At 39.2% G+C, this 25,353-nt stretch carries 28 protein-coding genes; 20 read left to right on the top strand and 8 right to left on the bottom strand.

Annotated features, from left to right (window positions below):
* Window positions 1-85 precede the first annotated feature (85 nt).
* Window positions 86-910 (top strand): hypothetical protein, encoded by an 825-nt coding sequence (locus HM003_07380; GenBank protein ID MBX5329153.1) that lies wholly within the window; start codon window positions 86-88, stop codon window positions 908-910.
* Window positions 907-1,239 carry a hypothetical protein gene (locus tag HM003_07385; GenBank protein ID MBX5329154.1) on the top strand — a complete coding sequence of 111 codons (333 nt, stop codon included), beginning with the start codon at window positions 907-909 and terminating at the stop codon, window positions 1,237-1,239. Before HM003_07380 ends, HM003_07385 begins: the two co-directional genes overlap by 4 nt.
* Here the strand turns inward: HM003_07385 and HM003_07390 are convergent, their stop codons facing one another.
* The gene (locus tag HM003_07390) at window positions 1,240-1,548 is read right to left on the bottom strand and encodes a 30S ribosomal protein S10 (GenBank protein MBX5329155.1); all 309 of its coding nucleotides are present in this window, start codon (window positions 1,546-1,548) and stop codon (window positions 1,240-1,242) included.
* A gap of 126 nt (window positions 1,549-1,674) precedes the next feature.
* Between HM003_07390 and HM003_07395 the strand changes: the two genes are divergently transcribed.
* Together HM003_07395 and HM003_07400 are read left to right on the top strand one after the other, a co-directional pair.
* Complete coding sequence (locus HM003_07395) at window positions 1,675-2,319, top strand: HAD family hydrolase (GenBank protein MBX5329156.1); 645 nt, start codon at window positions 1,675-1,677, stop codon at window positions 2,317-2,319.
* Between the two features lie 143 nt (window positions 2,320-2,462).
* Window positions 2,463-3,074: a hypothetical protein gene (locus tag HM003_07400; GenBank protein MBX5329157.1), complete on the top strand. Its 612-nt coding sequence runs from the start codon at window positions 2,463-2,465 to the stop codon at window positions 3,072-3,074.
* Between the two features lie 10 nt (window positions 3,075-3,084).
* Here the strand turns inward: HM003_07400 and HM003_07405 are convergent, their stop codons facing one another.
* Together HM003_07405 and HM003_07410 are read right to left on the bottom strand one after the other, a co-directional pair.
* Window positions 3,085-3,273 carry a 50S ribosomal protein L37e gene (locus HM003_07405; protein MBX5329158.1) on the bottom strand — a complete coding sequence of 63 codons (189 nt, stop codon included), beginning with the start codon at window positions 3,271-3,273 and terminating at the stop codon, window positions 3,085-3,087.
* Window positions 3,274-3,280: 7 nt separating this feature from the next.
* The gene (locus HM003_07410) at window positions 3,281-3,508 is read right to left on the bottom strand and encodes an RNA-binding protein (GenBank protein ID MBX5329159.1); all 228 of its coding nucleotides are present in this window, start codon (window positions 3,506-3,508) and stop codon (window positions 3,281-3,283) included.
* 79 nt (window positions 3,509-3,587) lie between these two features.
* On the opposite strand from HM003_07410, the gene HM003_07415 reads away from it, so the two are divergent.
* Both HM003_07415 and sepF read left to right on the top strand, forming a co-directional pair.
* A complete protein-coding gene (locus HM003_07415) occupies window positions 3,588-4,091 on the top strand; it encodes a DUF1947 domain-containing protein (GenBank protein ID MBX5329160.1) in 504 nt (167 codons plus the stop codon).
* 224 nt (window positions 4,092-4,315) lie between these two features.
* Window positions 4,316-4,582, top strand: coding sequence for a cell division protein SepF (gene sepF / locus HM003_07420; GenBank protein ID MBX5329161.1), 267 nt, complete (start codon window positions 4,316-4,318; stop codon window positions 4,580-4,582).
* Window positions 4,583-4,733: 151 nt separating this feature from the next.
* On the opposite strand, the gene HM003_07425 is transcribed toward sepF, so the two are convergent.
* Together HM003_07425 and psmB are read right to left on the bottom strand one after the other, a co-directional pair.
* Window positions 4,734-6,626 (bottom strand): beta-CASP ribonuclease aCPSF1, encoded by a 1,893-nt coding sequence (locus HM003_07425; GenBank protein ID MBX5329162.1) that lies wholly within the window; start codon window positions 6,624-6,626, stop codon window positions 4,734-4,736.
* Between the two features lie 39 nt (window positions 6,627-6,665).
* Window positions 6,666-7,304 carry an archaeal proteasome endopeptidase complex subunit beta gene (gene psmB / locus HM003_07430; protein ID MBX5329163.1) on the bottom strand — a complete coding sequence of 213 codons (639 nt, stop codon included), beginning with the start codon at window positions 7,302-7,304 and terminating at the stop codon, window positions 6,666-6,668.
* A gap of 230 nt (window positions 7,305-7,534) precedes the next feature.
* On the opposite strand from psmB, the gene HM003_07435 reads away from it, so the two are divergent.
* From HM003_07435 to HM003_07475, 9 genes are all read left to right on the top strand, one after another.
* Window positions 7,535-8,599, top strand: a complete 1,065-nt coding sequence (locus tag HM003_07435; GenBank protein MBX5329164.1) for an NAD(P)-dependent glycerol-1-phosphate dehydrogenase — start codon at window positions 7,535-7,537, stop codon at window positions 8,597-8,599.
* Between the two features lie 141 nt (window positions 8,600-8,740).
* Window positions 8,741-9,409 (top strand): glycosyltransferase family 2 protein, encoded by a 669-nt coding sequence (locus tag HM003_07440; protein MBX5329165.1) that lies wholly within the window; start codon window positions 8,741-8,743, stop codon window positions 9,407-9,409.
* Window positions 9,393-10,337: a DUF362 domain-containing protein gene (locus HM003_07445; protein ID MBX5329166.1), complete on the top strand. Its 945-nt coding sequence runs from the start codon at window positions 9,393-9,395 to the stop codon at window positions 10,335-10,337. The genes HM003_07440 and HM003_07445 overlap by 17 nt, the downstream gene beginning before the upstream one ends.
* A 9-nt stretch (window positions 10,338-10,346) precedes the next feature.
* Entirely contained in the window at window positions 10,347-11,417 is a 1,071-nt protein-coding gene (locus HM003_07450; protein ID MBX5329167.1) for a Gfo/Idh/MocA family oxidoreductase, read from the top strand.
* A 43-nt stretch (window positions 11,418-11,460) separates the two neighbouring features.
* On the top strand, window positions 11,461-11,778 hold the full coding sequence (locus HM003_07455; GenBank protein ID MBX5329168.1) for a DUF1616 domain-containing protein: 318 nt from the start codon (window positions 11,461-11,463) through the stop codon (window positions 11,776-11,778).
* 12 nt (window positions 11,779-11,790) lie between these two features.
* Entirely contained in the window at window positions 11,791-13,506 is a 1,716-nt protein-coding gene (locus HM003_07460) for a hypothetical protein (protein MBX5329169.1), read from the top strand.
* The gene (locus HM003_07465; GenBank protein MBX5329170.1) at window positions 13,503-15,827 is read left to right on the top strand and encodes a hypothetical protein; all 2,325 of its coding nucleotides are present in this window, start codon (window positions 13,503-13,505) and stop codon (window positions 15,825-15,827) included. The genes HM003_07460 and HM003_07465 overlap by 4 nt, the downstream gene beginning before the upstream one ends.
* Window positions 15,828-15,877: 50 nt before the next feature.
* Window positions 15,878-18,001 (top strand): DUF1616 domain-containing protein, encoded by a 2,124-nt coding sequence (locus HM003_07470; protein ID MBX5329171.1) that lies wholly within the window; start codon window positions 15,878-15,880, stop codon window positions 17,999-18,001.
* Window positions 18,002-18,156: 155 nt separating this feature from the next.
* On the top strand, window positions 18,157-19,128 hold the full coding sequence (locus tag HM003_07475) for an NAD-dependent epimerase/dehydratase family protein (GenBank protein MBX5329172.1): 972 nt from the start codon (window positions 18,157-18,159) through the stop codon (window positions 19,126-19,128).
* A gap of 8 nt (window positions 19,129-19,136) precedes the next feature.
* Here HM003_07475 and HM003_07480 read toward each other — a convergent pair whose 3' ends face one another.
* Window positions 19,137-19,844: a peptidylprolyl isomerase gene (locus tag HM003_07480; protein MBX5329173.1), complete on the bottom strand. Its 708-nt coding sequence runs from the start codon at window positions 19,842-19,844 to the stop codon at window positions 19,137-19,139.
* 164 nt (window positions 19,845-20,008) lie between these two features.
* Between HM003_07480 and HM003_07485 the strand changes: the two genes are divergently transcribed.
* The 4 genes from HM003_07485 to HM003_07500 all read left to right on the top strand — a co-directional run bounded on the left by HM003_07485 (window position 20,009) and on the right by HM003_07500 (window position 22,611).
* Window positions 20,009-20,779 carry a mechanosensitive ion channel gene (locus HM003_07485; protein ID MBX5329174.1) on the top strand — a complete coding sequence of 257 codons (771 nt, stop codon included), beginning with the start codon at window positions 20,009-20,011 and terminating at the stop codon, window positions 20,777-20,779.
* A 70-nt stretch (window positions 20,780-20,849) separates the two neighbouring features.
* On the top strand, window positions 20,850-21,146 hold the full coding sequence (locus tag HM003_07490; protein ID MBX5329175.1) for a hypothetical protein: 297 nt from the start codon (window positions 20,850-20,852) through the stop codon (window positions 21,144-21,146).
* A gap of 33 nt (window positions 21,147-21,179) precedes the next feature.
* Window positions 21,180-22,388: an MFS transporter gene (locus HM003_07495; protein ID MBX5329176.1), complete on the top strand. Its 1,209-nt coding sequence runs from the start codon at window positions 21,180-21,182 to the stop codon at window positions 22,386-22,388.
* Window positions 22,389-22,455: 67 nt separating this feature from the next.
* A complete protein-coding gene (locus HM003_07500; protein ID MBX5329177.1) occupies window positions 22,456-22,611 on the top strand; it encodes a hypothetical protein in 156 nt (51 codons plus the stop codon).
* 4 nt (window positions 22,612-22,615) lie between these two features.
* Here HM003_07500 and HM003_07505 read toward each other — a convergent pair whose 3' ends face one another.
* Window positions 22,616-23,116: a winged helix-turn-helix transcriptional regulator gene (locus HM003_07505; protein MBX5329178.1), complete on the bottom strand. Its 501-nt coding sequence runs from the start codon at window positions 23,114-23,116 to the stop codon at window positions 22,616-22,618.
* 45 nt (window positions 23,117-23,161) lie between these two features.
* A complete protein-coding gene (locus HM003_07510) occupies window positions 23,162-24,145 on the bottom strand; it encodes a hypothetical protein (protein MBX5329179.1) in 984 nt (327 codons plus the stop codon).
* Between the two features lie 169 nt (window positions 24,146-24,314).
* On the opposite strand from HM003_07510, the gene HM003_07515 reads away from it, so the two are divergent.
* The gene (locus HM003_07515; GenBank protein ID MBX5329180.1) at window positions 24,315-25,271 is read left to right on the top strand and encodes a M48 family metalloprotease; all 957 of its coding nucleotides are present in this window, start codon (window positions 24,315-24,317) and stop codon (window positions 25,269-25,271) included.
* Window positions 25,272-25,353: the final 82 nt, after the last annotated feature.

Raw genomic sequence — 25,353 nt, forward strand, 5'->3', positions numbered from 1 at the left:
CACACAAAACACAACAAAAAACAGAAACACATAAACGCACAACAAACACCATATCCCTAACCACACCAAAGGCGCGCAAACAAGCATGAAATGCCAAAAATGCCAACAAGAAACATTCCTACCCTTCAAATGCCCATATTGCGGAAACTACTACTGCGCAGAACACCGCCTACCAGAAAACCATCAATGCCAACAAATAGAACTAGCACGCATACCAAAACAAGAAAACACACAACCAATAACCTTCAAAACACAAACACAAAAACCCTACGAAGAATACACAGTCACATACATACCAACCCAACCTCCAAAAACAAAAATACACTTCAGCAAAACAGAAACCAAACACCTAACAATAGCCGCACTACTCGTCATCGGCATCGCACTATCAATAGGCATATTCCCAAACCCAACAATAAACACCCCAATAAGCCTAACAATATTCACACTAATCCTAACAGCATCCTTCTTCACCCACGAAATCGCACACAAAATAACCGCACAAAAACACAACCTATGGGCAGAATTCAGACTAACATTCACAGGCGCAATCCTAACACTAATCAGCATAATATCACCACTATTCAAAATAATATCACCAGGCGCAGTATTCATATCCGGAATCACAAGCACAAAAAACATCGGAAAAATCTCCATAGCAGGACCAACAACAAACATCGCATTATCACTCATACTTTTGACAACAGCAACACTAACACCTCAATACAACACAGTACTACTGCTCGGAGCAGCCACCAACACATGGATAGCACTCTTCAACCTCATACCCCTCGGCATACTCGACGGCTTCAAAATCTTCCTATGGAACAAAAAAATCTGGACAACCGCCTTCGCAATCAGCCTAACACTAACAATAATATCATACAAACTACTATTCGACACATTATGACCACAAAAAACAGAAACTTTTACATAACCAACACAACAACTTCTAACAGAATAAAAATGGTCAACAGAGACAGACACGAAATCGTCATAGACATACTAACAAAAGCAAAAAACGGAAAAAGAAAAACAGAACTAATGCGAGACGCAGGACTCTCATACATCCAAACCAAACAATACCTCACCACACTACTAGAAAAAGAACTACTAGAAATAAACAAAAACCAAAACATAAAAACAACAAAAAAAGGCCAAGAATTCCTACAAAAATGCGGAGAATGCCTCCTCACAAACTGGCACAAACAAAAAGAAACCAAAACAACGCCAAAATAACTAAAGAAGCTCTATAGTCACATGCACTTCCTCAGGAACACGAATCCGCATAATACGCCGCATAACACGCTCCTCAGCATCAACATCAATCAAACGCTTATGAATACGCATCTCCCACCTATCCCACGTAGCAGTCCCCTCACCACAAGGCGACTTCAAAACAGGAACCCGCAAACGCTTAGTAGGCAAAGGAAGAGGACCAGTCATCTTAACCCCAGTTTTCAAGGCGATGGCTTTCAATTCCTCACATACCTCTTCCAACTTCTTGTAATCCGTACTCATCAACCGTATGCGCGCTTTTCTAACCATCACCCATCATTCCTAACGCTTACTACTCCACAGGGCATTAAGTATTTACCTTTAGACAAATAACCGTGAATAAAAACTTATCGAAACAAATAACAACATTAAGCACTTAAGCAATAATGATAAGGAATGAAAGTTAAAGGAATAATCCTCGATTTAGACGGCACAATAGTAGATTCAAAACCGGCATACTTAGAAGCCGCAGAAACCGCTTTTGCAAAAATGGGACAAAAAAAATTCAACAAAGCCGCAGTGACAGAAATCCCCAGAAGACTCGAACAAAGCCTTCCAATACACGATTTAATAGAAGGACTTGACACAAGAAAATTCTTGGAAGCATACATTAACGCATATTACCAAGCAACCGCCACAAAAACAAAACCACTGCCAAACATTTCAGAAACTCTAGCACAACTTTCAGAAAAAGCAAAATTAGCATTACTCACCATGCGCTATGTGTCCAAAAGAGAAATCATCGACGAACTAGAAAGCTTCGGTTTAGCAAAATACTTCAGATATGTAATGACCGCTTTAGACACCCATCAGCCGAAACCTTCTCCAGAAGCACTAAAAAAATGCGCGAGACAATTAAGTGCAAAAGCATACGACTGCGTGGTTGTTGGAGATTCAGTAGCAGACATCAAAGCAGGAAAAGCAGCAGGAACCAAAACAGTTGCAGTTTTAACAGGTATTTTCTCTCGAAAAGAGTTAGAAAGCGAAAAACCAGACTTAATCCTAGAAAACGTCAACCAACTTCCAGATTTCATCGAATAAACCATAAAATAGGCTTTTAGAATATTTCTATAACGGAAATAGCTGAAAATTACCGAAAACAGTTATAGAAGTAACCATAAATAAAGCTTAATTAAAAGAGCAAGCTCTAGTTTAAGGTGGAGAAGGCTTCGAGTGGATAAAACATGAACTTCATAGAAACGTTGCTGTCAGAAAAACTCAAAGACAGAAACCCAATGCTGGACGTTTACGGCGCAGACCGCAAAGTGCTACAAATAGCATGCCAAGATTTTACAAACTACCTTAAGATTTACTGGGACCTTGTTGGAAAGGAAGCAAACGAATGCGAAATAGTTGAGCGATTAGAGAAGTTTTTCAGCGAAAATCCCCGCGAACTGGAAGAATTCTTGACAATTTGGACGGGAATATGGTTTAACAAATGGAAAGAACGTGTAAAATTATTGATAGGTAATGATAACTCCAAAAGATGGGACAGAGTTTCAAAAGTTCTCAGCAACGCTGAGCCCTTATGGAGAAAGCTGTCAAACCGCCAGGAAATGCAAGAAGTAGTGACGTCTACGCTCATCAAGAATGGAGAAATCTGTGGCACTTCGATTCTTGCGGAAAACCTTCTAAAAATGGAGTTAGGCGAGAAAAACAGAGATTTCAACAAAGAAGAAGTGCAAGTAGTTAACGTGGTTAATAATGCTTTGAGAAAAGCAAGGGAACTAGCCAGAAGCAAAGGTCCATTAATATACGTTAAAATTGATAAAGGCTATTATCAACCGTCACAGTAAATGGATATGTTTAGCGTATTCTTTCTCTGTGAATGTTTTTTGTCCGCCAAGAATACGTCTTAATGACGGTTGTTTCTCCGTAGCCACAAGCTGCACAACGCTTCTTTGCTACGTTATATGCTCTTCTTCCACATCGTCTACAACGTATGTGCGGTTTTCTTCCTGTGCGTTTGCCGAAAGAGGGGGTTCCTTTTCCCAAAGAGTTGTCACCTTGGAGGTGGCGAAATCAGAATCACGTTGTCTCCGCGAACAATTATCAATCCTAGTTTTCTCACGTTCTCGGAGTTTGTGTTGTCTTCTGTTTCTTCTAGGACTAGGTTTAGATGTTGGTCGAATCCCTTCAGTCTTCCTCGTAGGCTTTTTCCGCCTTTCAGTCTTACGAGCACTATTTTTCCGAGGTTTTGTTCGAGGATTTCTGTTGTCATTTCGCTCATGTTTACGCCCTCATGCCTATAGTTTATGTCTTTTATACTTAAACTTATACCATTTAAACCTATCTAATGGAGATGCCTAATGTCAGAAAAAATTAGAAGGTATTTCTTGAAAGCTAAGGAAGCAAGGGACATTTTAAGTGTGGTTTCTGAAAGGCTTAAGGTGAGTTTGGAGCGACTTTTCGAAGGTAAGGTTAATGTTGAAGTCGTTGAAACAGAGGTTGTGGAAATCTTTCTTTTAAATGGCAAGCCTGTTCTTGCAAAAACAGGTGGAAACGTTTTTCCAACGTTAGCTTTCAATGAATTTTTGGCTTCGGCGCCAAAGGTTGTTGTGGACATGGGTGCTGTTCCGCATGTTTGTAATGGTGCGAATGTTATGGCGCCTGGAATTGTCCGTTTTGAAGGCGACTTTGGAAAGGGCGATTTTGTTGTTGTTGCGGATGAAAAGCATGGTAAACCAATAGCAATTGGCGAAGCATTACAGGATAGTGAGGAGATAAAAAAGGTTAAGCAGGGCGTCGTTGTCAAAAATTTGCATTTCGTTGGTGACAAAATATGGGTTTTGATTAAGAAATATGGCGCTTAGCTTAGTGAAGATTTAATCTTGATTTTGAATTCATAAAATACTTTTATAGTTAATTTTTATTAGTGATTCAGACGCAGAATTAGGAAACGCTTAAACTGTAGAAGCGTAAATAAAATTAAGAGAGGAGAAAATTGCCAGGCTTAAGCGGTTTAATCCGCAAACCCAAAAAAGCCGAGAAAGAAACCGAGGTTAAAGGTGTTTCTGGCAAGACGTATCTTAAGGCTATGCCTTTGCGTGATTTGGCAGATTTGGATGCCATTAAAAGTGAGGTTAAGTCGGGGAATATTTTGATTCTTAGGATAACTCCTCTTGCAAGCAAAAGTATTGATGATGTTAAGCGTGCAGTGAATGAGTTATGCGATTTTGCAGGGTCTATTGGTGGAGACATTGCAAGGTTAGGGGAAGAACGCGTGGTTGTTTGTCCTCCGAATGTGAGGATTTGGAGAGAGAAGATTCCTGTTTCGAATGAGCCTATACCTACAGCGGCTTAATTGTGCTCTGTGTGACTAGACCCCCCTTATAAATAGGTTCAACCTTCTTTCCAAATCAACAGTGAAGTTTACAATTGATAGGTGATAAAGAAATTATTGGAGTCAGGGTGTAAACTATTTTATTGAAGTTCAAAAATGATAACAAAAACTTCTAGAGAAGTCTGAAGGTTTCCAGGGTTGCCGGCACGAGCGTTTGTACTCCACAGTTTCTTTGGATGAAGTTTGCTATGCTGTGGCATTTTGCTCTTTCGCCGTGGCATACAACAACTCTTTCAGGCTTTGGCTTCAAATGAGTCACGTAATTGATTATTTGCCGTCTGTCCGAGTGCCCGGAAAAGCCTTCAATGGAATCCACATGTAATCTGACTTTAACGACATCCATTTTTCCTTCAGCGCTCATCATAGTAGCCTCGGTTAAGCCCTTCTGCACTCTTCTTCCTAAAGTGCCTTCGATTTGGTAGCTAACGAAAACCACAGTGTTTCGCTCGTCATCTGCTAAACTTTTGAAATATTCTATTACGGGTCCGCCTTCGAGCATTCCAGAAGTTGCCATAATAATGCATGGTTCACCTTCAATTATTTCTTGCCTAACATTCGGGTGCTCAACAACTGTGAAATAATCAGACTGGAAAGGATTAACTCCGTCATGAAGTATGCTATTGCGAACTTCTCTACCCAAATATTCAGGATAAGCCGTGTGAATTGCTGTGGCTTCAGAAATCATGCCCTCAATAAACACAGGCGCCTCCTTCATCAAACCACGCCGCATATAACCATCGATAATAAGCATTATTTCTTGTGCTCTTCCAACTGCTGGCACTGGAATCAAAACTTTGCCTTTGCGCTCAAGAGTTTCATTCACAACCGTCGTCAAACGCTCTTCAGCTTCAACGCGTGAAGGCATAAAATCATCTGGACCCCCATAAGTGCTTTCAGTTATTACAGTTTCAACTCTTGGAAACTCCGATGTCGCCGCTTCCAATAGCATCGTTCGGGCATACTTGTAGTCGCCAGTATAAACCACGTTATGCAAGCCTTCGCCTATATGCAAATGAACCATTGAAGAGCCCAAAATGTGCCCAGCATTATGAAGAGTCAAACGAATGTCAGGAGCAATATCCGTAACAACACCATATCGTAAAGGAATAGTATGCAACACACATTCGCGAACATCCTTCTGGTCATAAGGTGCCGTCACGCCTTGCTTGCTAGCCACATCAAGATAGTCAAGTTGAAGAAGCGTCATAAGATTTGAAGTCGGCGCAGAACAGTAAACTGGACCATCATACCCATACTTATAAAGAAACGGAACCAAACCACAATGGTCAAGATGCGCATGACTAATAACCACAGCATCCAAAGAATCAAGCTCAAACAACGGGTTATCAAGCCTCGGAAAAGCCTCAAAAGGCCTCGAAGAGCCAGGATTAATGCCGCAATCTAACAATACACTACTTTCCCTTGTCTGAACCAGAAACGCTGACCGCCCAACCTCCTGAACTCCGCCGAGCGCCGTAACACGCACATCACCAATCTCGTAGGTCTTAGGTCTGAAAATTCTCTCTCCAATCATCCGCAGTATTCTCTCTCTTTCCTTACTTTCAGAATGAAGATAATGACGCATGTGAGTTACTATTTTAGAACGCAACGGTGGACTACGTAAAACATGAGGTCGCCATTTTGTCCGCTTTATAATCTCCTGAAGAACTGCGCCGTTTTTCCCAATGACAAGCCCTGGCTTTTTCGCCTCAATTATTATTTCGCCAAGACTTGGGTCAAAGTTTATGTCTGTCACTTCAGCTTCTGGCGGGATTATTTCACGCACCGCCCGCTCTGAATCTTTTTCCGGGAGCCTCACAGACGGGTCAGAACGTATGACTATCCTTTTTCTTATCACGTTGACTATGTCCGCAACCAAGCTACTTTGTTCGACTAAAATTTCTGGTTTTTTGGCGTAAACCGCCAGCGTTGACCCTTCATATTCGATTCTTGTTACTTCAGCCTCTTTCGGAACATGCCCTAATATGTATTGGCTTATTTCTATTTTGTCTTTTTCAGAGTTTGGCGCCACTTTTTAACTTCCTCAATTATGCAGAAGTTTCTTCTTTTCCTTGTCAGTTAACTCTTTATAGCCATTCTTGTCGATTACTGCAATGTTAAAGCTGTCCCCGCTTGCTGCATCACGCTTCATAGCAGAACCGACAGCCTTAGCAATAACAGGCAAAAGCTCTTCAACAGACATGTCTTCCTTATACTGGTCTTCAAGAACACCATAAGCTATCGGCGAACCAGAACCAGTCGCAACACACTTTTCTTCAGTCAAACTGCCAAAAGGGTCTAAAGAAAACACGTGCGGTCCGGTCTCGTCTACGCCACCAACCAGAACTTGCGCCAGAAAAGGCACATACCTAGTCGAAAACAGAAGGTTTGCGATGATTCTCGCTGCAGAGCTAATGGGAATTGGTCTGTTCATGTTTATTTTGTAAAGTTGCGCATTAGCAGTAACTATGTCCACAGTTCTCTGCGCGTCAGCCACTGAGCCAGCAATAGTCATGCCTATGTGGTCGTCTATCTTGTATATTTTTTTCCCATGCTTATGAGCTACATAGAATCCCATGGTTACTCTGGTGTCTGAAGCCAATATGACGCCGTCTTTGCACACGACGCCTATGGTTGTAGTTCCTTTCATGACTAACCGCTTTTCTAAATCATTGTTTGTCATGCCAGTTTTTCTCCCAAAACCTAAACACGCCAATATTACTTCGCTAGGAAGTAGACACCATGTAATCACGTCATGGGATTTATTAATATTACGGTTCAAAGGCAAAAGATAAAACAACACTTACTGCAAGAACCGTTGGATTTAAAAGGGTTTTAAGCATACACAGTAAAAGGGAATTATCACAAAAACACAACTAAAATGTGGTCAATTTGTCATTAAAACATCACCGCATGCAACTTCCAAGAGAAGTAATCGTTGGAAACGGAACCATAGAACACATCGGCAAAATCTCACGCAGACTCGGATTTACCCAATCAGCACTAATAATCGCAGGCTCCAAAACTTACGAAATCGCTGGAAAAACAGTTAAGAAGCTTCTCGAAAAAGAAGGAATGGCGGTTGACGTTTTCCTTGTTGAATCAGCCACGGTTAAAGACGTAGAAACAGTAGAAGAAAAAATAAAAATTCTAAAACCAGAAGTTGTTTTCGGAGTAGGTGGCGGAACAAAAATCGACGTTGCAAAGTTGAGTTCTGCACGACAGGAAATTCCATTCATCAGCGTTCCAACAACTGCCTCACATGACAGCATCGCAAGCCCCCTCTCTTCTGTGAAGGGATACGAGAAACCCTACTCCATTATGGCTCAAGCACCCATAGCCATAGTAGCCGACACAAACATAATAATGCAAGCACCATGGCGCTTCCTCATAAGCGGCTGCGGAGACATCATATCAAAATTCACTGCAGTTAGAGACTGGAAACTAGCGCATGAGGAAAAAAACGAGTATTACGGAAGCTACGCTGCAAGCTTGGCTTTAATGAGCGCCAAACTCGTCATGGAAAACGCTGAACAAATCAAACCCGATAACGAAGAAGGAGTGCGCGTAGTCATAGAAGCCCTAATAAGCTGCGGAGTTTCCATGAGCATCGCCGGAAGCAGCCGCCCATGCAGTGGCTCAGAACACCTTTTCGCCCACGCGCTTGACATGATAAAGCCCAACCACACCATGCACGGCGAAAGATGCGGTGTAGGAACAATAATGATGGCTTATCTGCATAGGACAAACTGGAAAAGAATAAGAGACACTTTGAAGAAGCTAGGTGCACCAACAAATACAAACGAGCTGGGTATAGAAAAAGAGGATGCTGTGAAAGCATTAGAAATTGCTGCAACAATAAGACCGGAAAGATACACAATTCTGAATAAACTCAATTTAAATCATGCAACATGTGAAAAAATCGCAGAAACAACTGAAGTGATAGAGAGCAGTGTGACCAAGAATAGGATGCGATAAGCTTCGATTACCAATGTAAATCCATTAAGCCCTTATAAACAGAAGGAGCAAAATGTCGAAAATGCTAAATATTGAATGTAGGACATAATCAGATTCCTAAAGTTTGAATCAGAAAATAAGTCGGAGGCATTTGCGCGTAATATGAAAATATCGGTTATAATACCGACTTTAAATGAAGAAGAAGCAATTGTAAAAGTTTTAAGAGAAATTCCTAGAGAAGACGTTTATGAGGTTATAGTTGTCGACAGTTCAACCGACGGCACGCCCAAAATAGCAGAAAGCCTCGGAGCCAAAGTTGTGTTTGAACCGCGAAAAGGTTATGGAAGAGCTTTATTGAGTGGCGTGGAAAAAGCTAGGGGAGACATTGTTGTTTACATGGATGGCGATTTCACATATGATCCAAAAGATATTCCGCGACTAGTGAAGCCTATTGTAGATGGCGATTGTGATGTGGTTATGGGAAATCGGTTGAGCAAAAAAATGCACTTAGGAGCTATGGATTTAGTTAACAGAATTGGAAATATGTTGCTCTCGTTAATTTTCAGTTTGGTATATTTGAGGAAAGTTGATGATACACAGTGCGGTTTAAGGGCAATGCGTAAAAAGGTGTTAGAAGGAATCTCTTACAAGGATTATGGGATGCCTTATGTAACTGAACAGTTGATTAAACTGGTTAAAAAAGGTGCAAGAATAGGCAATGTAGTGGTGACGTATCGACCGAGAATAGGTACAACAAAGCTTTGTGCGGGGACCGACGGTTTTAAGATTCTGAAGGTAATTTTGAGGGAACTTTTTGAAAAGCATCGTTAGCCTTACGCGAGTAGAAGGCTTTAATGGAAGGAGAATAAAAGAAGCAACGTATCACGCTCTTGATATGCTAAATCTCAAACCATCTAGAAACCTTAAGCATGTTATGATTAAGCCAAATCTTTGTTATTATTGGGATTACTCTACTGGGGAAACAACAGATCCGCGACTTGTTTCTTCTATTATTGACTACATTCGCGAAAAATGGAATCCAGAGACAGAAATCGTAATTGTTGAATCCGACGCTTCAGCAATGAGAACGAAGCATGCCTTTAAAATGTTGGGTTATGAAGCGCTTGCGGAGGAGAAATCTGTTGAATTAATGAATCTGAGTGAAGATGAAACATGCGAGAAAGAAGTTACCGTTGGAAAGCGTAAGTTCACTCTTCCTTTGCCTAAAAGCCTTCTTGAATGTAATTTTTTCATTAATGTTCCAAAACTGAAGGTTGGCCCGTATGCTGGTGGTCAGTGTCTTCACATAACATGTGCTTTGAAGAACCTTTTTGGTTGTATTTCTAAGCCTAGAAAAGTTGATTATCACCCTCAGCTTTCTGAAGTCATTGTTGGAATAAACAAACTGGTTAAGCCAAATTTGACCGTTGCCGATGGAATTGTTGCTTTGGGCAAGCATCCAGTTAAGCTTGGAGTAGTAATTGCAGGTGAGGATAATTTGGCAGTTGATTTCGTTGCAGCTAAAGTGATGGGGTACAATCCTTGGAGAATTAAACATTTACGTTTGGCTGCCGAAGAGAAAGTTGGAGACATTAAGGATGTTGAGATTGTTGGTGAAGGCATAGAAAACATTTGCAAAGTTTTTCCTAAAAGAAGCCGTCTTGGTTTTAAGATAAAATGGGGTACGCAGCTTTCATTATTACGTCTTTACATTAAAATTTCTGGAGATATTGTGCCATCTGTTCTGGAGAAAATGTAAGGGTTGCGTATGATTAAAGTTGGAATTGTCGGTTTAGGAAAAATGGGTATGTTACATTTCAAAAACTGCCGTTTCATAAATGATATCAAAGTTGTCGCAGCATGTGATGTTTCTAAAAGTAGATTGCAAAAAGCTAGAGAAATGGGCATTAAGAATGTTTATAGCGATTATAAGGGCATGCTCAAATCTGCTGATGTAGACGCACTAATAATAGCCTTGCCAAATTTTATGCATCTTGAAAGCATTTGTGCGGCGGCTGAGGCCGGCAAAGATATTTTTGTGGAAAAACCACTTGCTCCATCAGTTGGCGAATGCGAAGAGATAGCTAAAGTTGTGGAAAAACATTGTGTTAAGCTTATGGTTGGTCATAATTATCGATTTTTTGATTCTGTGGAGAAAGTGAAAAATGAATTTGAGAGAGGCGTAGTGGGAGATGTTGAGTTAGCAACCCTTGAGTTGGCGCTTAATGGACCTTTTGCTCCTGCTATTGAACCTACACCTGTGCCCGAGTGGTATTTTACTAAAGAGGGTATAGGTATGGGATGCTTGGATTCAGGTTACCATTTGATAGATCTTTTTCAATGGTTTTTTGGTGAGGCTGAGATTCTTTATGCGCATTTGGGTTACAGATATCACCTTCCGTATGAAGATAGCGCTATTATCGTTCTTCGTTCTAGAAATGAGTCAGCAAAGGGTGTTTTGAATGTTGGGTGGTTTTCTAAGGCAATTTTTCCGAAGTTTGATTTTCGCATGATTCTTCACGGGACTGCGGGTTTTATGTCTACAGACCAGTATGCTCCTAAGAATCTTTATGTTCATGCAGCTAAGGAGGGAATGAAGAATATTTTGCGTAGATTGTTTGGAAGGACCATACGCCCGTTAACCTACACTTATTATTATGCGTCGTATGCGAAGGAGTTAAGGCATTTCTTCAATTGTATAAAGACAGATTCTGAACCACTTGTAACTGTTGATGAAGCTCGAAAAAATGTTGAAGTTATCGAGAGGATTTATCAAGAGTATGGTAAGGTGATTCCCTACGAAACAGCTGAAAAACTTCACAAAATTTACACTCACTAAAGACGGAATAGGTTTTTGGCTGGTTGTAAGTGTTAATGTTTTAATGATTTTATTTGTGTATTTTCTAAGCGAGCAAATATATGTTCGGTTTCTGTTAAGCGTTGTTTACGTGCTTTATTTGCCGGGCTACTCTCTTGTTGAGCTTATTGCTACGTTCGAAAAGAGCTTTAAAGGTGTTGAAAAAATCGCGTATAGTTTTGGTTTGAGCATTGTTGTGGTTATTCTGTTTTGTTATTTGCTTAATTATTCTCCTTGGGGAATTCGCCTCACACCATTAGTAATTGGTATCTCCTTGTTTACTATGACGTGTATATTTGTAACTGCAATTAGAAAGTACAAGAATCAAATTAAATCAATCTGAAGGTTAGCGCAAGTGAAACACTCAGAGATTCTAATATATATTGGGCTTTTAGCAATTCTGGTTCTTGGAACCTATATTAGGCTGATACCGATTCTTGACATAAGCGCAGATTGGTTGGCAGACCTTGATCCTTACCGTAATCTCCGTGCGGTTAACGAAGTTCTTAGTTATGGTCGAATGCCTCTTTTTGATGCTCTCTCGGCTGCGCCTAATGGAACTTATGCCACTTATTCTACGTCTCAAGGGTATTACATGCTTAGCTCTGCATTGACTTTGATTTCTGGGGCGAATGCCTCTGCAGTTTTGAGTTTTTCTCCAGTTATATGTGAAGTGGCGTTATTACTTACCGTCTATGTTTTTGGGACTGAGTTGACAAATTCTCGGTGGGCTGGTCTTTTCGCAGCTTTTTTCGTTGCAATACCGCGAGGGTGGGCGATGATATCTCTTATTGGAACATGTCCTTTGGCTGAAAATTTTGGGGGCGTAGTTTTTCCGCTTGTTCTGTTTCTCTTTTGGAAGTGCACTGTTCAAGAAAAAAAGAGTTTTCTACTTTTTTCTGGCTTACTTTTGGGCATTTCGCTTTTGATTCATCCAGTTACGTACTTTTATTTAGTTGTTACAATTTTTGTGTATGTTGTTCTTATGTGCCTTGCAGAGAAGCGAGGAAGAATGCTCGTTATCGGTTTTGAAGTGCTACTAATATCCCTTTTCGCTGTTTTGATTCAATTTTTTTCAGTGAGAGATTTTGCATATCTTTCAGGTTTTACTCATGGTGCCTTGTGGCTGGCTTCTATAGAGCCTGTTTATCCAGTAATAGATTTTTACGTTGTGCTTTACAATGTTGGAGAGCTCGTGGTCTTTTTAAGTCTGATGGCTATTCTTCTTATTTTTCTCGAACGTAAATGGAACTATTTAATCCTCGTATCTGGCAGCATTGTCATGTTTGGCATAATTGCTCTGTCATTGATTACTCCTTTACGTCAATTTCTAGCAGATATCCCCTTTGGCGCATTTATTATTCTATCGCATCGAGTTATGATGCCTTATCTTCCATTAGTCTTAAGTTTGCTAGGCGGAATCTTTATCGCTGAATACTTGTTGCCTTTGGTTAGAATAAACAACAAGCCGAAATTCCAGATATCCTTTAAGAAGGGAATAACCACTTTCGTATTGCTCGTAGTATTAATTGCCATTTCTCTTCCTTCAATACAATCATCAGTAGAATATTCGACAAATTATAAATGGGCTTATTGGGCAAAACAATATGTTTCTCTTTTAAAATGGGCAAAAGACAATACAAATGCTAGTGATGTCTTCCTTCTGAATGAAATAAGTTTAGGAGAGCTCGTGAAAACGATTGCGGAAAGGCCAACGGTGTTCACAATATCATATCAAGACCTAGCAACTCCGGATCTAGTAAAAAGAATGTGGCTTCAATCTTCAGTCTTCATTAAGGGATATGACGACAACATAGCACAGAGATTGCTTTACGATTTCAATGTTAGCTATGTCATCGTCGTAAAGAACCAATCCAATTTAAACATATTGAACAAGAAGTACGTGTTTCCAGCTCCTGATGATTCGTTTCTTCTTTATTTGCAATGGATGGATAGTAAGAAATATCTTGAGAGAATATATTCCAATGTTAATTTAGGATTCTATGTATATTTTGTTCATAAAGACCGCCTTTTCAATGGTGAAATAAGCTTACCTAAGGTGGCACCATGAAAAACGAAAACTACGCAATTATTCTTTTACTTATAGCAGTTCTAAGCATACAGATAGCCATATCGATAGTTAATAACTTTTTGCCGATTGGTTGGGACACGTATTTTCACATAAAATACTCATCAACAATCATGGAAACTGCAAAGATTCCTACAATGAATCCGTATTTTCCAGAGTTCGTCCATGGTTATACGCCAGGTGCTCATGCTTTAGTTGCGGTCATTAGTATAATTGGAGGTATTGAGCAGTTACAGATGCTTCAATTATTCTCATTTTTGCCAACAATTTTTGCTATACCGATAGTTCTAGCCTTTTATAGTCTTGCACTGGAATATGTGGAGCCAAAATACGCATCGTTAGCGTCATTTCTGTATTATTTCTCCTCACTCTTGCATTCAACCATCTTAGCCACAAACGGAGCAGAACTTATGAACTCTTTCGCATATCCGTATGTTGCAGCTTTAGTCAGTTTTGTACTATTCCCGCTGTTCATAAGGTCAATAATTGATTACAGTGAACACCAGTCAATTTGTAACCTCTCGGTGAGCAGTGTTCTTCTCGCTACTATAACATTATCATATCATTTTATGGCCGTGGTTTCTTATGGTGTGTTACTAACTTATTTGGGTGTATCCTTTGTTAAACGTAGTGGTGTAAGATTGCGACGACCCATTTTGCTAGTAATGTTGTTTGGTATTTTAATATCGTCACCTTACGTCTTGCACATAATTTTTGCAGGTTTGCCGGTAGAAACGGGCGCGATTAAAACATACGCAACATTATCAATTCAAGATTACATTAACTTGCTTCATTTACCGCTCTTTGGTGCACTAATGTTTAGTTTGCTCTTATTGGTTGCTAGCCACAAAGTTAGAAGTGATGTCTCAACCATACCCACTGGCAGATTTATGATACTCGCGTCATGGATGATTTTTTTGATTGTGATGTCTAACGCCTATCTTTTTGGCATATTTCTGATCAACGATAGATTCGCGTGGTATCTCATAGCTCCAGCGTCAATAATAGCAGTCTTGTGTTTACCAAGTTTAGAGAAACACATCGGAAACTTGGATCGAATTAGTAGACGAAAAATCCTTTACGTCGTACAATGCTTCTTGATTATCGGAACGATTTTTTCAGTTGGACTGTTACCCGAAGTTAGAATACAAGATGACTCCAGAAGTTTTCTAATACAAGAACTTGATGGCATTTTATGGTTAAGAGAAAATGCTGAAGGATTTGTCATTGCTACTTCTCCTAAAGTAGGTTTTCTTCTTTCCTCGCTTACTAATGTAAGAGTTGTTGCTATTCAGACAATGATTGCAGACTATTACATCAAGAATCTAGAACAACGAATCAACGACTTGAAAGCCATTTTCAGTTCGCCCTTTAACACATCTCTGCAAATTGTCGAAGACTACGACATTAAATTTATATACATGAGCACCGAGGCAGAAGCATGGTTCAGATCATATAACTTAAACCCATATCAATTACTTAGCAAGCACTACTTTGAACCTGTATTCCCATTGAAACCTTTCATCAAGGAAGTAGCAGACACATGCGATTTTGATGGTGATGGAGTGCCAGAAACTTTCCAAGTTTTCCTTTGGAACGGAACTGATAGAAACTCGAAATTATATTTTTTGACAAACCCCAACTCAGCAACTAACTTAACGTTACGTGGACTTTTCCACAAAAAAGGAACCTATGGACCCATCAGAATATACGTAAACGGTGTTCTCATTAAAGAAATTGTAGCAAATAAAGAACAACAGGGAAAATGGCTAACATATCAAATAGAAGTGCCAAAAGAAGTTTTAAAAGAAATAAATAAGGTGTTCGTGGAGAACATGGACCCTTACAATAATTTCTATCTAGACTACATAGGATTCGGTTCCACCGATGCAATGCAGCCTAATCGGGGAATTTTAATATTTGAAGTTCAATACTCTTCCTCATTGAACATAGGCTCTGAAATCCTCGATATTGACAATGATGAAAAACTTGACATCTTTGATAACTTCACAAAAAACGGTGGATACAAAGAATACTTCTTATATTCGTCTTTTGGAAACGAAACCAAGCTCACAATTAACAATCTCTTTCTTGAAACATCAACCACCAATCAAGTTCAAGTTTATGTAAATAACATCTTAGTTGGCAACCTGTCACTCGTAGAAGAAACTTTAAAAATGAAGTGGTTAACACAAAACGTCACCATTCCAGAAGGTGTTCTTAAAAAAGGATGGAACACAATAAAATTCGTTAACGTAGATAAAAATAATAACTGGTACCTCAATTTCATTCAACTTTCATAAGAGCTCATTTAAGCTAAACGAGAATACAATCAAAAAGAAGCGTAATCAGCATGACAAGCTACAAATCACTACAAAAAACGATGGACATATGGATTCCTCTGATTATAATTCTAATAACCGCACTTGCCCTATATGCTGTTCCCAGCAACGCCTACCCTTTAGTTTACTTCCGATGGATTATCGGTGCCATTTTCACACTTGTATTACATGGATATACCCTTACAGATGCATTATTTGGCGAAAAAATAGACACTTTCATTGAAAAACTCATGTCAGGCTTTGCTTTCAGCGCATTAATAATAGGAATTCTAGGCTATTTGCTGAATGCGCTACCATGTGGCATAAGCCTAACCTCAGTATTTGTCAGCTTGTCACTTATAACCATCGGCAACATTATAATTAAGATTTTCTGCAAAAAGCATTGCAGCAAAACTTCTACAATAAATGAGCCAGCCGCATTATCACTACAATTGCAAAAATCTCATTGGATAATACTAGCATTAATCATTATTTTTGGCACAATTGTGAAAACTATACCGTTCATGAAAGTTAATGCTCTCTTAGATTTAGACCCTAACAACCATTACATGAAAGTAAACGCCATTCTTGAAATTGGAAGAATCCCCCATTTTGACCGTCTTTCGCTTGCGCCTCAAGGCACTTCTTCGACATACACTATCACACCACTCGGATTTGAATTTTTAATAGTAACACTTGAATTCATGACCCAGGCGCCATTGGTTAAGTTAATGGGCATACTTCCAGCAATTTATGGAGTAGCAACGATATTGGCAATGTTCTTTCTTAGTTTAGAAACCACAAAATCCATTAATGCAAGTTTGTTCACAACTTTCTTCACCGCCTTCTCTGTATCATGGTTGCTAATTTACGGAGTCACAATGAACCCACTCGCAGAAAACATAGGGCTATTTCTATTCCCACTAGCACTTTTGCATTTAACTAGATATATCAAAAACAAACAAAGACACGAACTGCTGTATACAAGTATTCTATTTGGAACAATGTTTTATATCCACCTCTTTACTGTCTTCTACTGCGCCTTAACACTTCTCGGATACGCCGCATTCGCTTTCCTCATAAAAGAAAAAGCAAAAACCATCTTTAAAGCAATAATAGGAATATTTGGAATAGGCGCATGCACAGCAATTCCAATAATATTTCAAATTGCTCCATTAACTACTCAACAAGGAAACATGTATTCCAAAACCGCTTCTATAATGGCGTTTGCATCTGGCTCATATTTGGCATTAGTTCCACAGGATATCCCCAAAATATTATTTCTACCAATTTCTAATCTCGCCATCGTAGGTCTATGGTTAATTGTAGGGATAGTTGCGGTAAAAATTGCATGGAAAGTGCTTCGCAAAAATTATAAAGAACATGAAAGCCTGTTGTTACCAGCCTCTTGTTGTTTCACTTTACTCTTAGCAGGCATTGCACCAATTTTTGAACCCTTTCGCAACATTTTTGTTAACATACCGTTCTCCGCCACTCTTTTCTACGCACATCGATTAGTGCCTTACCTCACACTCACCCTTTACATACTGATAGCAACCGCAATTACCACTTACATTCTGTCCTTTGCCAAAAAATTTAATCGTACGCTCCGATTAAAGAACAAAAACATTCCAGCAAACCACATAACAGTCTTACTAATAACAACTTTAGTTGGAACCCCATTTCTTGTAACTTCAATTGCACACACAAACGAACTGGCATCATGGCCTACCACACAAGATTACACCGCTTTTTTTGATTGGGTAAAGCAGAACACAAGCGCCGATGACATTTTTATAGTAAATAGTTGGGATATGAGCATGTGGCTGAGAGCAATCGGCAATAGACCCACCGTTTTTTCACATGTTCATCAAGATCTAGTAGCTTCAGATGCAGAAAAGCGAATGTGGTTCCACGCCGTACTTTTCAATGAAGGCACCAACCTATATTGTGAGACAATTCGGCTGCTAAAAGAATACAACGTCAGTTATGTTGTGATAACTTCTAGACCTATTTATCTTGATGTAATTAACAATAATTGGGTTTTTAGCATTCAAAATTTAAAGAGTTATATAAAAAAAATGGACACCAGATATTACTTTGAAAAAGTCTATTATGAAGAAAACAGAATCTGGGTTTACAAAGTCAACTTATAACACATGCACAATAATTGTGGGCTGAGGTATACCGAAATAGACAATTTTTATCAGTCACCTAATAATCCGAGGTTTTTCAGCCATATTTCTTAAAAGGTGAACTCTTTACTTTTATACCATTAATACAATGTGCTAACGGAGTGCTAATGAGAAAGATGTATAACAGCAATAAAATGTTCGTTACTGGTGGAGCTGGTTTCATAGGTAGCCATCTAGTAGATGCTTTTTTGGCACAAAAAGCAGTTGTTAATGTCTTGGACAACTTTAGCAGCGGAACAAAACAAAATGTTAAACAGCATCTAAACAACAGCAACTTTAAACTTGTGAAAGGTGACTTATTAAACGAGAAGGATGTATCAGAAGCTATAGAAAATTGTGATATCGTCTTTCATCTCGCTGCTAATCCAGAAGTTCGATTAAGTTCGATAGATCCTAAAACGCATTTTCAACAAAATATTGTGGTTACATTCAACCTTTTGGAGACTGCCAGAAAAACAGGAAATGTTGAGGCATTTGCCTTCACATCTTCATCTACTGTTTACGGTGAACCGGAACAAATCCCAACACCGGAAGATTATGCCCCATTAGAGCCAATTTCAGTTTACGGAGCCACAAAACTTGCTTGTGAAGCAATGATAACCGCTTACGCACACACTTACGGCTTCAAAGCTGTAATATATCGCTTAGCCAATGTTATTGGTTCAAGGAGCCAGCATGGAGTAATATATGACTTTATCAAAAAACTTAGAAACAACCCGAAACAACTCGAAATTCTTGGAGATGGAACCCAAACTAAATCCTATCTATACATTACTGATTGCATAGATGCCTTGCTGTTAGGCTTAGAAAGAGCACGAAAACCCATCGAAGTTTTCAACGTAGGGTCTGAAGACCAAGTAAACGTAAAGACTATAGCCAAAATTGTAGTAGAAGAGATGAAGCTAAAAAATGTAAAATTCAAGGTTACAGGCGGCGTTGAGGGAGGAAGAGGTTGGAAAGGCGATGTAAAAAACATGTTACTAGATGTGAGTAGGCTTAAATCTTTAGGGTGGAAGCCGAAACTGACCAGCGAAGAGGCAGTTAGGCAAGCAACAAAAGATTTAGTTAAAGAACAAAATTTGAGGTAGATTTATAATTAAGCTTTCTTTTCAGTTTTAGGTTCAGCTTTAAAGGTCTCTGTGAATTTGATGGTGGTTATTTTTGGGAAGAATTTCTGTATGTCCATGGCTATGCCTCTTTTTGCCACTTGAATCCCTTCTAAATAGAAAGATTCCTCGGGCATTTCTATGCTGACTGCTTTTTCCTTAACCGTGAATTTAAATTTGGCTTGTTCCACGCCGGGTATTCGGCGATGAATAAGCGCGGCTATTTTCTCTTCTGTTGTCTCAAGTTTCTTTTTGACAGAAACTTCGTATACGAGAGTTTTTCCTGCCAAGGGAGGGTTAAAATCTAGTAGAACTCTTCCAGCGCCTATCGCGCGTATGGTAGCCATTTTTCCGTCGTATTCGATGCGCATCCCAAGGCTGGGAGTTATTCCTTTATCAGCTAAATGCTTCAAAGATATTCTTTTGACTTTCTCGGAATCTCTAGCTCCGAAAGCCTTTTCCGGTGGAATTTCCACGGTTGTGGGTTTGTTGATTTCCATTGTTGCTAGGCTTTCGTCCAAGGCTTTGAGAACCCAACTTTCGCCGATTACGACTAATTTTGGTTCGTAGATTTCACCTTCTTTGTATAGGCGTTCTTTTTTGGCAGTTTCTTCGATGGTTGTGTCGAAAACTTCACCTGTTTCCTTAACTTTAGCTGTGAAGTCTATCAGTATGAAGTCTCCTTTCTGCAGAGCCATAACATTTCATCCTCTAAAGTAATGCCAATGTAAGTTTCTAACGTCAATAAAAACTTTCGCTAACAAAATCTTTCTCTTTTATTTTTCAAGTGTAAAATCAGATAAACTTAAGTTTAGATTTTGGTCTACTGTTCCATATTTAATATATAGGAAGTTTAAGGTTGATGGCTTTCGACATCTTTGCTGAATACCCATATTTGATTACTGTAATATGGGTAATCATTATAGCCGCTGCTGCAACAGTTTTAGAACGCGTAATAACAAGATGGTTGAGGCAGGTCATAAAGCGGACTGAAATGCCTCCCGAAGTTGGAAATGGACTAGTCTTAACTGGTCGACTCATAATACTTATCGGAGCAACTGTGGCGCTTCTGCATGTTGGAGGAATTCCGGCAGATGTAATAGTCAGTTTTTCAGCTTTGAGTGGCGCTGCAGTTGGTTTTGCTTCTACACGCACAATTGGAAACCTAATAGCTGGTTTGTTTATCCTAGTTACCAGACCATTCCGCGTGGGTGATTATGTTCGCATAGACGGTGTTGAAGGCATAGTGCAAGAAATAACGTTAAACTACGCAAAAATTCTGACGCCAACAAATGCTGTGGCTTCTATAAGCACTCTACGCATCTTGGATAAAGATATTATAAATTTCCGCTTTAAGGAGGAATCAAAGTTATTTTGTTACGGATTTGAGTTAACTTTTGATCATAGTTTGCCTACAGAAAAACTTGAAAAAATCTTAGATGCGGTTATTGAGCGTTATGTGGAAAGGTTACCTAGAAAGCCAGAATATCAATCGACGAAGTTAACGAGTTTTGCTAGACATTATATGTTTTACATTTACGTTGAAGACCCCAAAGATATTTTCAGGCTCTATCCACAACTTGTTAAAGAAATAACGCGGGCATGGGATAAAGCTAGAACCCAAAATCCATAGAAACCCAGTTTCATCTTCTAATCTTATATACTTCAATTTTTTAAGAGTAAAGAGAAAAGGATTGATGTAAATGTTATTAAAAGCACAGGAAGCCGTGAAGAAAATTTCCTATGAAGCCCACAAAAAGGAGATTTTTACGTCTAGTTTCTTCATAACTCTTCTGGCTGAACAGGTAGGTCAAGTTGCAGAGAAATACATTACTGAAGGACGATTTGGAAAAGATATTGAAGTGGATATAGCAGACGTGATCGTTGTAAGCTTAGCTTATCTAAACTGGCTTGAAAAAGACGCGACAGAAGCATTTGGAAAATCCTTGGAAAAGCATGAAAAAGCAATAAAACGTTTTATCACGCAACAAAGAAAGTAAAGGCTCTACCAAAAGTATTCACTAGGCGGTAAAATGCGACAAGAAACAAGTTCGAATAATAGAAAAAACGCTTACCTTGCCATTCTTCTTCTCGGAATTGTAAGTTTGCTTGGTGACGTCGTCTACGAAGGTTCCAGAGGAATTGTTCCAAGCTATCTGGAGCTTTTAGGCGCCACAGCCTTTGTTGTAGGTTTTGTGGGTGGCCTAGGAGATTTTTTAGGCTACGCCTTCAGGCTTGTTAGTGGATTTTTGGCGGATACGACTCGTGCCTATTGGTTTTTCATATTTTTAGGTTACGGCTTGATTATCTCAATTCCGTTTTTGGGTATTCCTCTCGGTTTAGAAGTAGCCATAATACTTGTTTTGCTTGAAAGGTTTGGAAAGGCTTTCAGGTCGCCTTCAAGAGATACCGTATTGTCTATTGTAAGCAAAGGTGTGGGAGCTGGCAAAGCCTTCGGTATTCATGAGTTTCTGGACCAGATAGGCGGTATGCTTGGACCAGCGATAGTGGCTACTTTGATGTTTTTAACTAGCAACAATTACAATTATACTTTGAGCCTTCTTTTCATACCTTTCCTGATGCTTTTAGCCTTTTTGACTTATACTTACAAAAAAATAGGCTCAAAGGCAATTGACGTAGAACTCCAAGGGAAGAGTGATAAGAAAGAACGATTGACAAAGTCTTTCTATATTTACACTTTTGCTGTTCTCTTGAACACTGCTGGCTTAATATCTTACACACTTATTCTGTATAGAGCATCACAGATTTTACAGCCTACAGGACAAACGTGGATTGTTCCATTAATCTATCTGCTTATTCAGGGTGTAGACGCCCCAATTGCGTTACTTGGAGGATATGCCTATGACAAGTTTGGTGTAAAAACCCTCGTTGTACCATTTGTTCTTTCTATGTTTCCTTCTTTGCTTACTCTAGTCAGCTTTGAATTGTCTACAATAATAGTTGCTGCAATAATATTTGGCGTAGTGCTTGGAATGCAAGAGTCAATTTATCGTGCAGCAGTTTCAGAACTCACATCAGTTTCTTCCAGAGGCACAGCATACGGCATATTTAACACGGCTTATGGTGTTGGCTTCGTCGTTAGTGGTGCAGTGTTTGGTTTGTTTGCTGATTTGAGCGCGTCCTTCATTCTTATTATTCTTTATACTCTTACGTTGCAAGTTATAGCAATAGCGTCACTGCTTCGAGTTAGTTCAGAATTTAGAGAAAAACAAAAGCGTTAAATGTGCAATTGAGACTGTGTGTTGTTTCTTTGTTATATGTCATTGGCTGAAATATCCTTGATATATTATGCGTGATTCCATTGCCTCGGAGAAGGCTTTGGTAAACAAAAACAGAAAGAACAATGATGATGAGTATTCCTCTACTAGCCCAGAGCGGTACACTATTTTCCACGCTTTGTTTGAAGCAATGAAAGAAAAAGAGAAAAAACATGGAAAAAAATAGTTTGTTATTTGGCTGATTCTTTTTTGTAGGCGTCAATCAAGTAGTTGAATGAGAACGGTTTCGTTTGGACGCTACCCTTCAAACTTATTATGAAAGTCTTAAAATCCTCTAAATACTTGCCCCAATCTCTTCTAAAAACGTGATAAAACTTGACAAAATCAGCATAATTCTTATGCACGGAGACCATAATCGCGTCTGAATCCATTCCTTGACCAGTAGATACAAACATAACACTAGGTTGTTGTTTCGCCCATTCCTTTCCTTTATCCCAAAGAGGATGAACAAGTTCTTTTGAACGAGCAAAAGTGAAAACTAAGAGATCAAAGCCTAGATAGCAAAGGTTAGGAATTATCGTATATTGGGTTATGGCTTCTTTTTCCAAAACTTTGCGTAACCTAGTTACAGTAGGTTGGGAAATGCCCAATATTTTTGCTAAGTCTCTATCGCTTCGCTTTGAGTTTTTGATGAGTTCAAAAAGAAGCTTTACGAGATTTTCTTGTTTCATAAGTAACATTAACGCTGAAAACCTTTATCAAACTTTTCATTGCAATTAGCGCAAACAAACTGGTTTTAAAGTTTTTTTCACAGAGTTCACTGTCCGCTCTAAAAGCAGTTTAGCTGCCTCTTGTGTTGGCCAGCCTCCCAAGCCACAATCTGGTCCTACAAAAGTCATGCAGTCTCCATATTTGCTTCTGGCTGCAATAAATCTTCTTTTTATTGTTTCTTCATCCTCAACCAGTTGTTCTGGATGTGGTTTTGTTATGCCCCTTTCATATAGTTCGGCAATTATTGAATTTACATCTGTTCGTGAGATGCCAATTCTTATCTGCTTGTCTGCTTTTTCAAGCATCTTTCTTGAGATTGCTTCGATGTTCCTAGGAGAAGCAGCATACTCTAAAGATATTACATCAAGATTTTTCACTTCTAATAACTCTGGAATTCTCGAAGAGGAATGAAGGTGAATCTGTTTTGTAGCTCCTTTGAAATCGAAGGCTTTCTCCATAACATCTAAAATTGTTTCTCTATCAGCGATTATGTCTTGAAAGCCGAAGCTTGGCTCATCGATGGATACAACTTCGGTTTTAACGTATTTTGAATCTAACAAAGAGTTTTTTGCAAACCGTCTTGTTGTCTCCGCAAACATCAGAAATACGTCCTTATACAGAGTTGCTCCAAGTTCTCTGACATATAGCTCTAAGGGTCCAGTGACGCAAACGCGTAATAGAATTTTTTCTCCTTTTTCTTCGTAGAGTCTTTTAGCTGCTTCTTGGATAACTCTCACTTCTGGTATTATTGCGTGCTTCTCCTCAACAATGTATGTGCCTTTGCTCATTGATTCATGTATAACATCTGCAAATTGCTTGTATATGTCATAATGCTGCGGGTAATTGGCGACATCTAATCCCGCCTCAAGTTTTTTCTTAAACGAGTCAATTACGACACGGTAAAAGTTGTTTAATAAAAAATCGTTGTTTTTTATGTCTTTTCCATCTATTATTGCCTTTCTAGCTAAGACATACACCTTCTCAAACATTTTCCGGTCTATATTGAGTGGTAATGGAAAACTTCCAATGTCATCAACAAGGATGCCCATACAACCAATGTTAACGTACTAACCATTTAAAATTAACTTATTTCTTCAATTTTACGGGGCAAAAAATATAAGCGAGTATATGTTTCGTGAACATTATTGGGATAAAAAAATGAGCATCTGGAAACTTCGACTCTCAATCTTTGGAACCCTCGCCATAATAATTGGCTTATCCACATTAGTTTTTACTGTAGTTCTAACGCTAGCAGGCGTTTTCGACATTATCACTTTAGGCGTCCTAGTTGTCGCCTTCAACATTCTCCAGTGGCTAATATCGCCATACATTATCGACGGACTTTATCGCACACGCGAAATACCTGAAACCGAAAATCCAAAACTCCATGAAGTTGTCGAAAACTTGAGTAAGAAAAGCGGAATGAAAAAGCCTAAGTTAATGCTTGCACAAATCCCCATTCCAAACGCATTTGCCTATGGTTCGCCCATAGCAGGAAACCGAGTAGCCGTCACAAGCGGATTATTAAAAACTTTAGAACCAGAAGAAGTTGAGGCGGTTATTGGGCACGAGCTCGGGCATTTAAAGCACAGAGACGTACAGATAATGATGTTTGTTTCTCTTTTGCCAGCATTATTCTATTACATAGGCTTTTCACTTATGCTCTCGTCAAGATATGGTAAACAGAGGAATGATAGTGGCGGAGCCGCGTTAGGCTTAGGATTCATGGCTTTCTCATGGATTCTAAACATGTTCATATTATATCTAAGCCGCCTCCGCGAGTACTACGCAGATAGACACAGCGTGCAAATTGTTGATGATGGCTCGAGAAAACTTTCAGAAGGCCTAGCAAAAATAGTTCAAGCGTCGAAAAACCTCCGAAGAACCAGAAACGATACACAACACCTCAACGCATTTAAAGCTCTGTTTATCGCTGACCCAGACCGCGCAGAAACAGACGCTATGGCAATAGCAACAATGTCAAGCTCTAGCGAACAAAAACTAGTCCAAGAAATTCTTTCACAGAAAGTAACAACAGTTGACAGAATCATCGAGATTTTCTCTACACACCCAAACATAGTAAAGCGACTTAGGGCTTTGCAGCAATTGAGTTAGAAACTGCACTAAGTTCCAATCCTTTTTTGCTCTAGCAAACGTTAAAGGTGATAAGCAGATAGTCTACTTAATTGCTTAAAGA

The organism is Candidatus Bathyarchaeota archaeon A05DMB-5, assembly GCA_019685655.1.
Classification (GTDB): Archaea; Thermoproteota; Bathyarchaeia; order Bathyarchaeales; family Bathycorpusculaceae; genus DSLH01.

Coding starts and splice junctions, on each gene's coding strand:
- HM003_07510 (MBX5329179.1), bottom strand. CDS start 24,145: ATGTTTGAGAAGGTGTATGTCTTAGCTAGAAAGGCAATAATAGATGGA.
- HM003_07450 (MBX5329167.1), top strand. CDS start 10,347: ATGATTAAAGTTGGAATTGTCGGTTTAGGAAAAATGGGTATGTTACAT.
- HM003_07400 (MBX5329157.1), top strand. CDS start 2,463: ATGAACTTCATAGAAACGTTGCTGTCAGAAAAACTCAAAGACAGAAAC.
- HM003_07515 (MBX5329180.1), top strand. CDS start 24,315: ATGAGCATCTGGAAACTTCGACTCTCAATCTTTGGAACCCTCGCCATA.
- HM003_07470 (MBX5329171.1), top strand. CDS start 15,878: ATGACAAGCTACAAATCACTACAAAAAACGATGGACATATGGATTCCT.
- HM003_07490 (MBX5329175.1), top strand. CDS start 20,850: ATGTTATTAAAAGCACAGGAAGCCGTGAAGAAAATTTCCTATGAAGCC.
- HM003_07410 (MBX5329159.1), bottom strand. CDS start 3,508: ATGAGCGAAATGACAACAGAAATCCTCGAACAAAACCTCGGAAAAATA.
- HM003_07455 (MBX5329168.1), top strand. CDS start 11,461: ATGATTTTATTTGTGTATTTTCTAAGCGAGCAAATATATGTTCGGTTT.
- HM003_07465 (MBX5329170.1), top strand. CDS start 13,503: ATGAAAAACGAAAACTACGCAATTATTCTTTTACTTATAGCAGTTCTA.
- HM003_07500 (MBX5329177.1), top strand. CDS start 22,456: ATGCGTGATTCCATTGCCTCGGAGAAGGCTTTGGTAAACAAAAACAGA.
- HM003_07475 (MBX5329172.1), top strand. CDS start 18,157: ATGTATAACAGCAATAAAATGTTCGTTACTGGTGGAGCTGGTTTCATA.
- HM003_07385 (MBX5329154.1), top strand. CDS start 907: ATGACCACAAAAAACAGAAACTTTTACATAACCAACACAACAACTTCT.
- HM003_07440 (MBX5329165.1), top strand. CDS start 8,741: ATGAAAATATCGGTTATAATACCGACTTTAAATGAAGAAGAAGCAATT.
- HM003_07415 (MBX5329160.1), top strand. CDS start 3,588: ATGTCAGAAAAAATTAGAAGGTATTTCTTGAAAGCTAAGGAAGCAAGG.
- sepF (MBX5329161.1), top strand. CDS start 4,316: ATGCCTTTGCGTGATTTGGCAGATTTGGATGCCATTAAAAGTGAGGTT.
- HM003_07435 (MBX5329164.1), top strand. CDS start 7,535: ATGCAACTTCCAAGAGAAGTAATCGTTGGAAACGGAACCATAGAACAC.
- HM003_07505 (MBX5329178.1), bottom strand. CDS start 23,116: ATGAAACAAGAAAATCTCGTAAAGCTTCTTTTTGAACTCATCAAAAAC.
- psmB (MBX5329163.1), bottom strand. CDS start 7,304: ATGACAAACAATGATTTAGAAAAGCGGTTAGTCATGAAAGGAACTACA.
- HM003_07495 (MBX5329176.1), top strand. CDS start 21,180: ATGCGACAAGAAACAAGTTCGAATAATAGAAAAAACGCTTACCTTGCC.
- HM003_07390 (MBX5329155.1), bottom strand. CDS start 1,548: ATGGTTAGAAAAGCGCGCATACGGTTGATGAGTACGGATTACAAGAAG.
- HM003_07480 (MBX5329173.1), bottom strand. CDS start 19,844: ATGGCTCTGCAGAAAGGAGACTTCATACTGATAGACTTCACAGCTAAA.
- HM003_07395 (MBX5329156.1), top strand. CDS start 1,675: ATGAAAGTTAAAGGAATAATCCTCGATTTAGACGGCACAATAGTAGAT.
- HM003_07380 (MBX5329153.1), top strand. CDS start 86: ATGAAATGCCAAAAATGCCAACAAGAAACATTCCTACCCTTCAAATGC.
- HM003_07485 (MBX5329174.1), top strand. CDS start 20,009: ATGGCTTTCGACATCTTTGCTGAATACCCATATTTGATTACTGTAATA.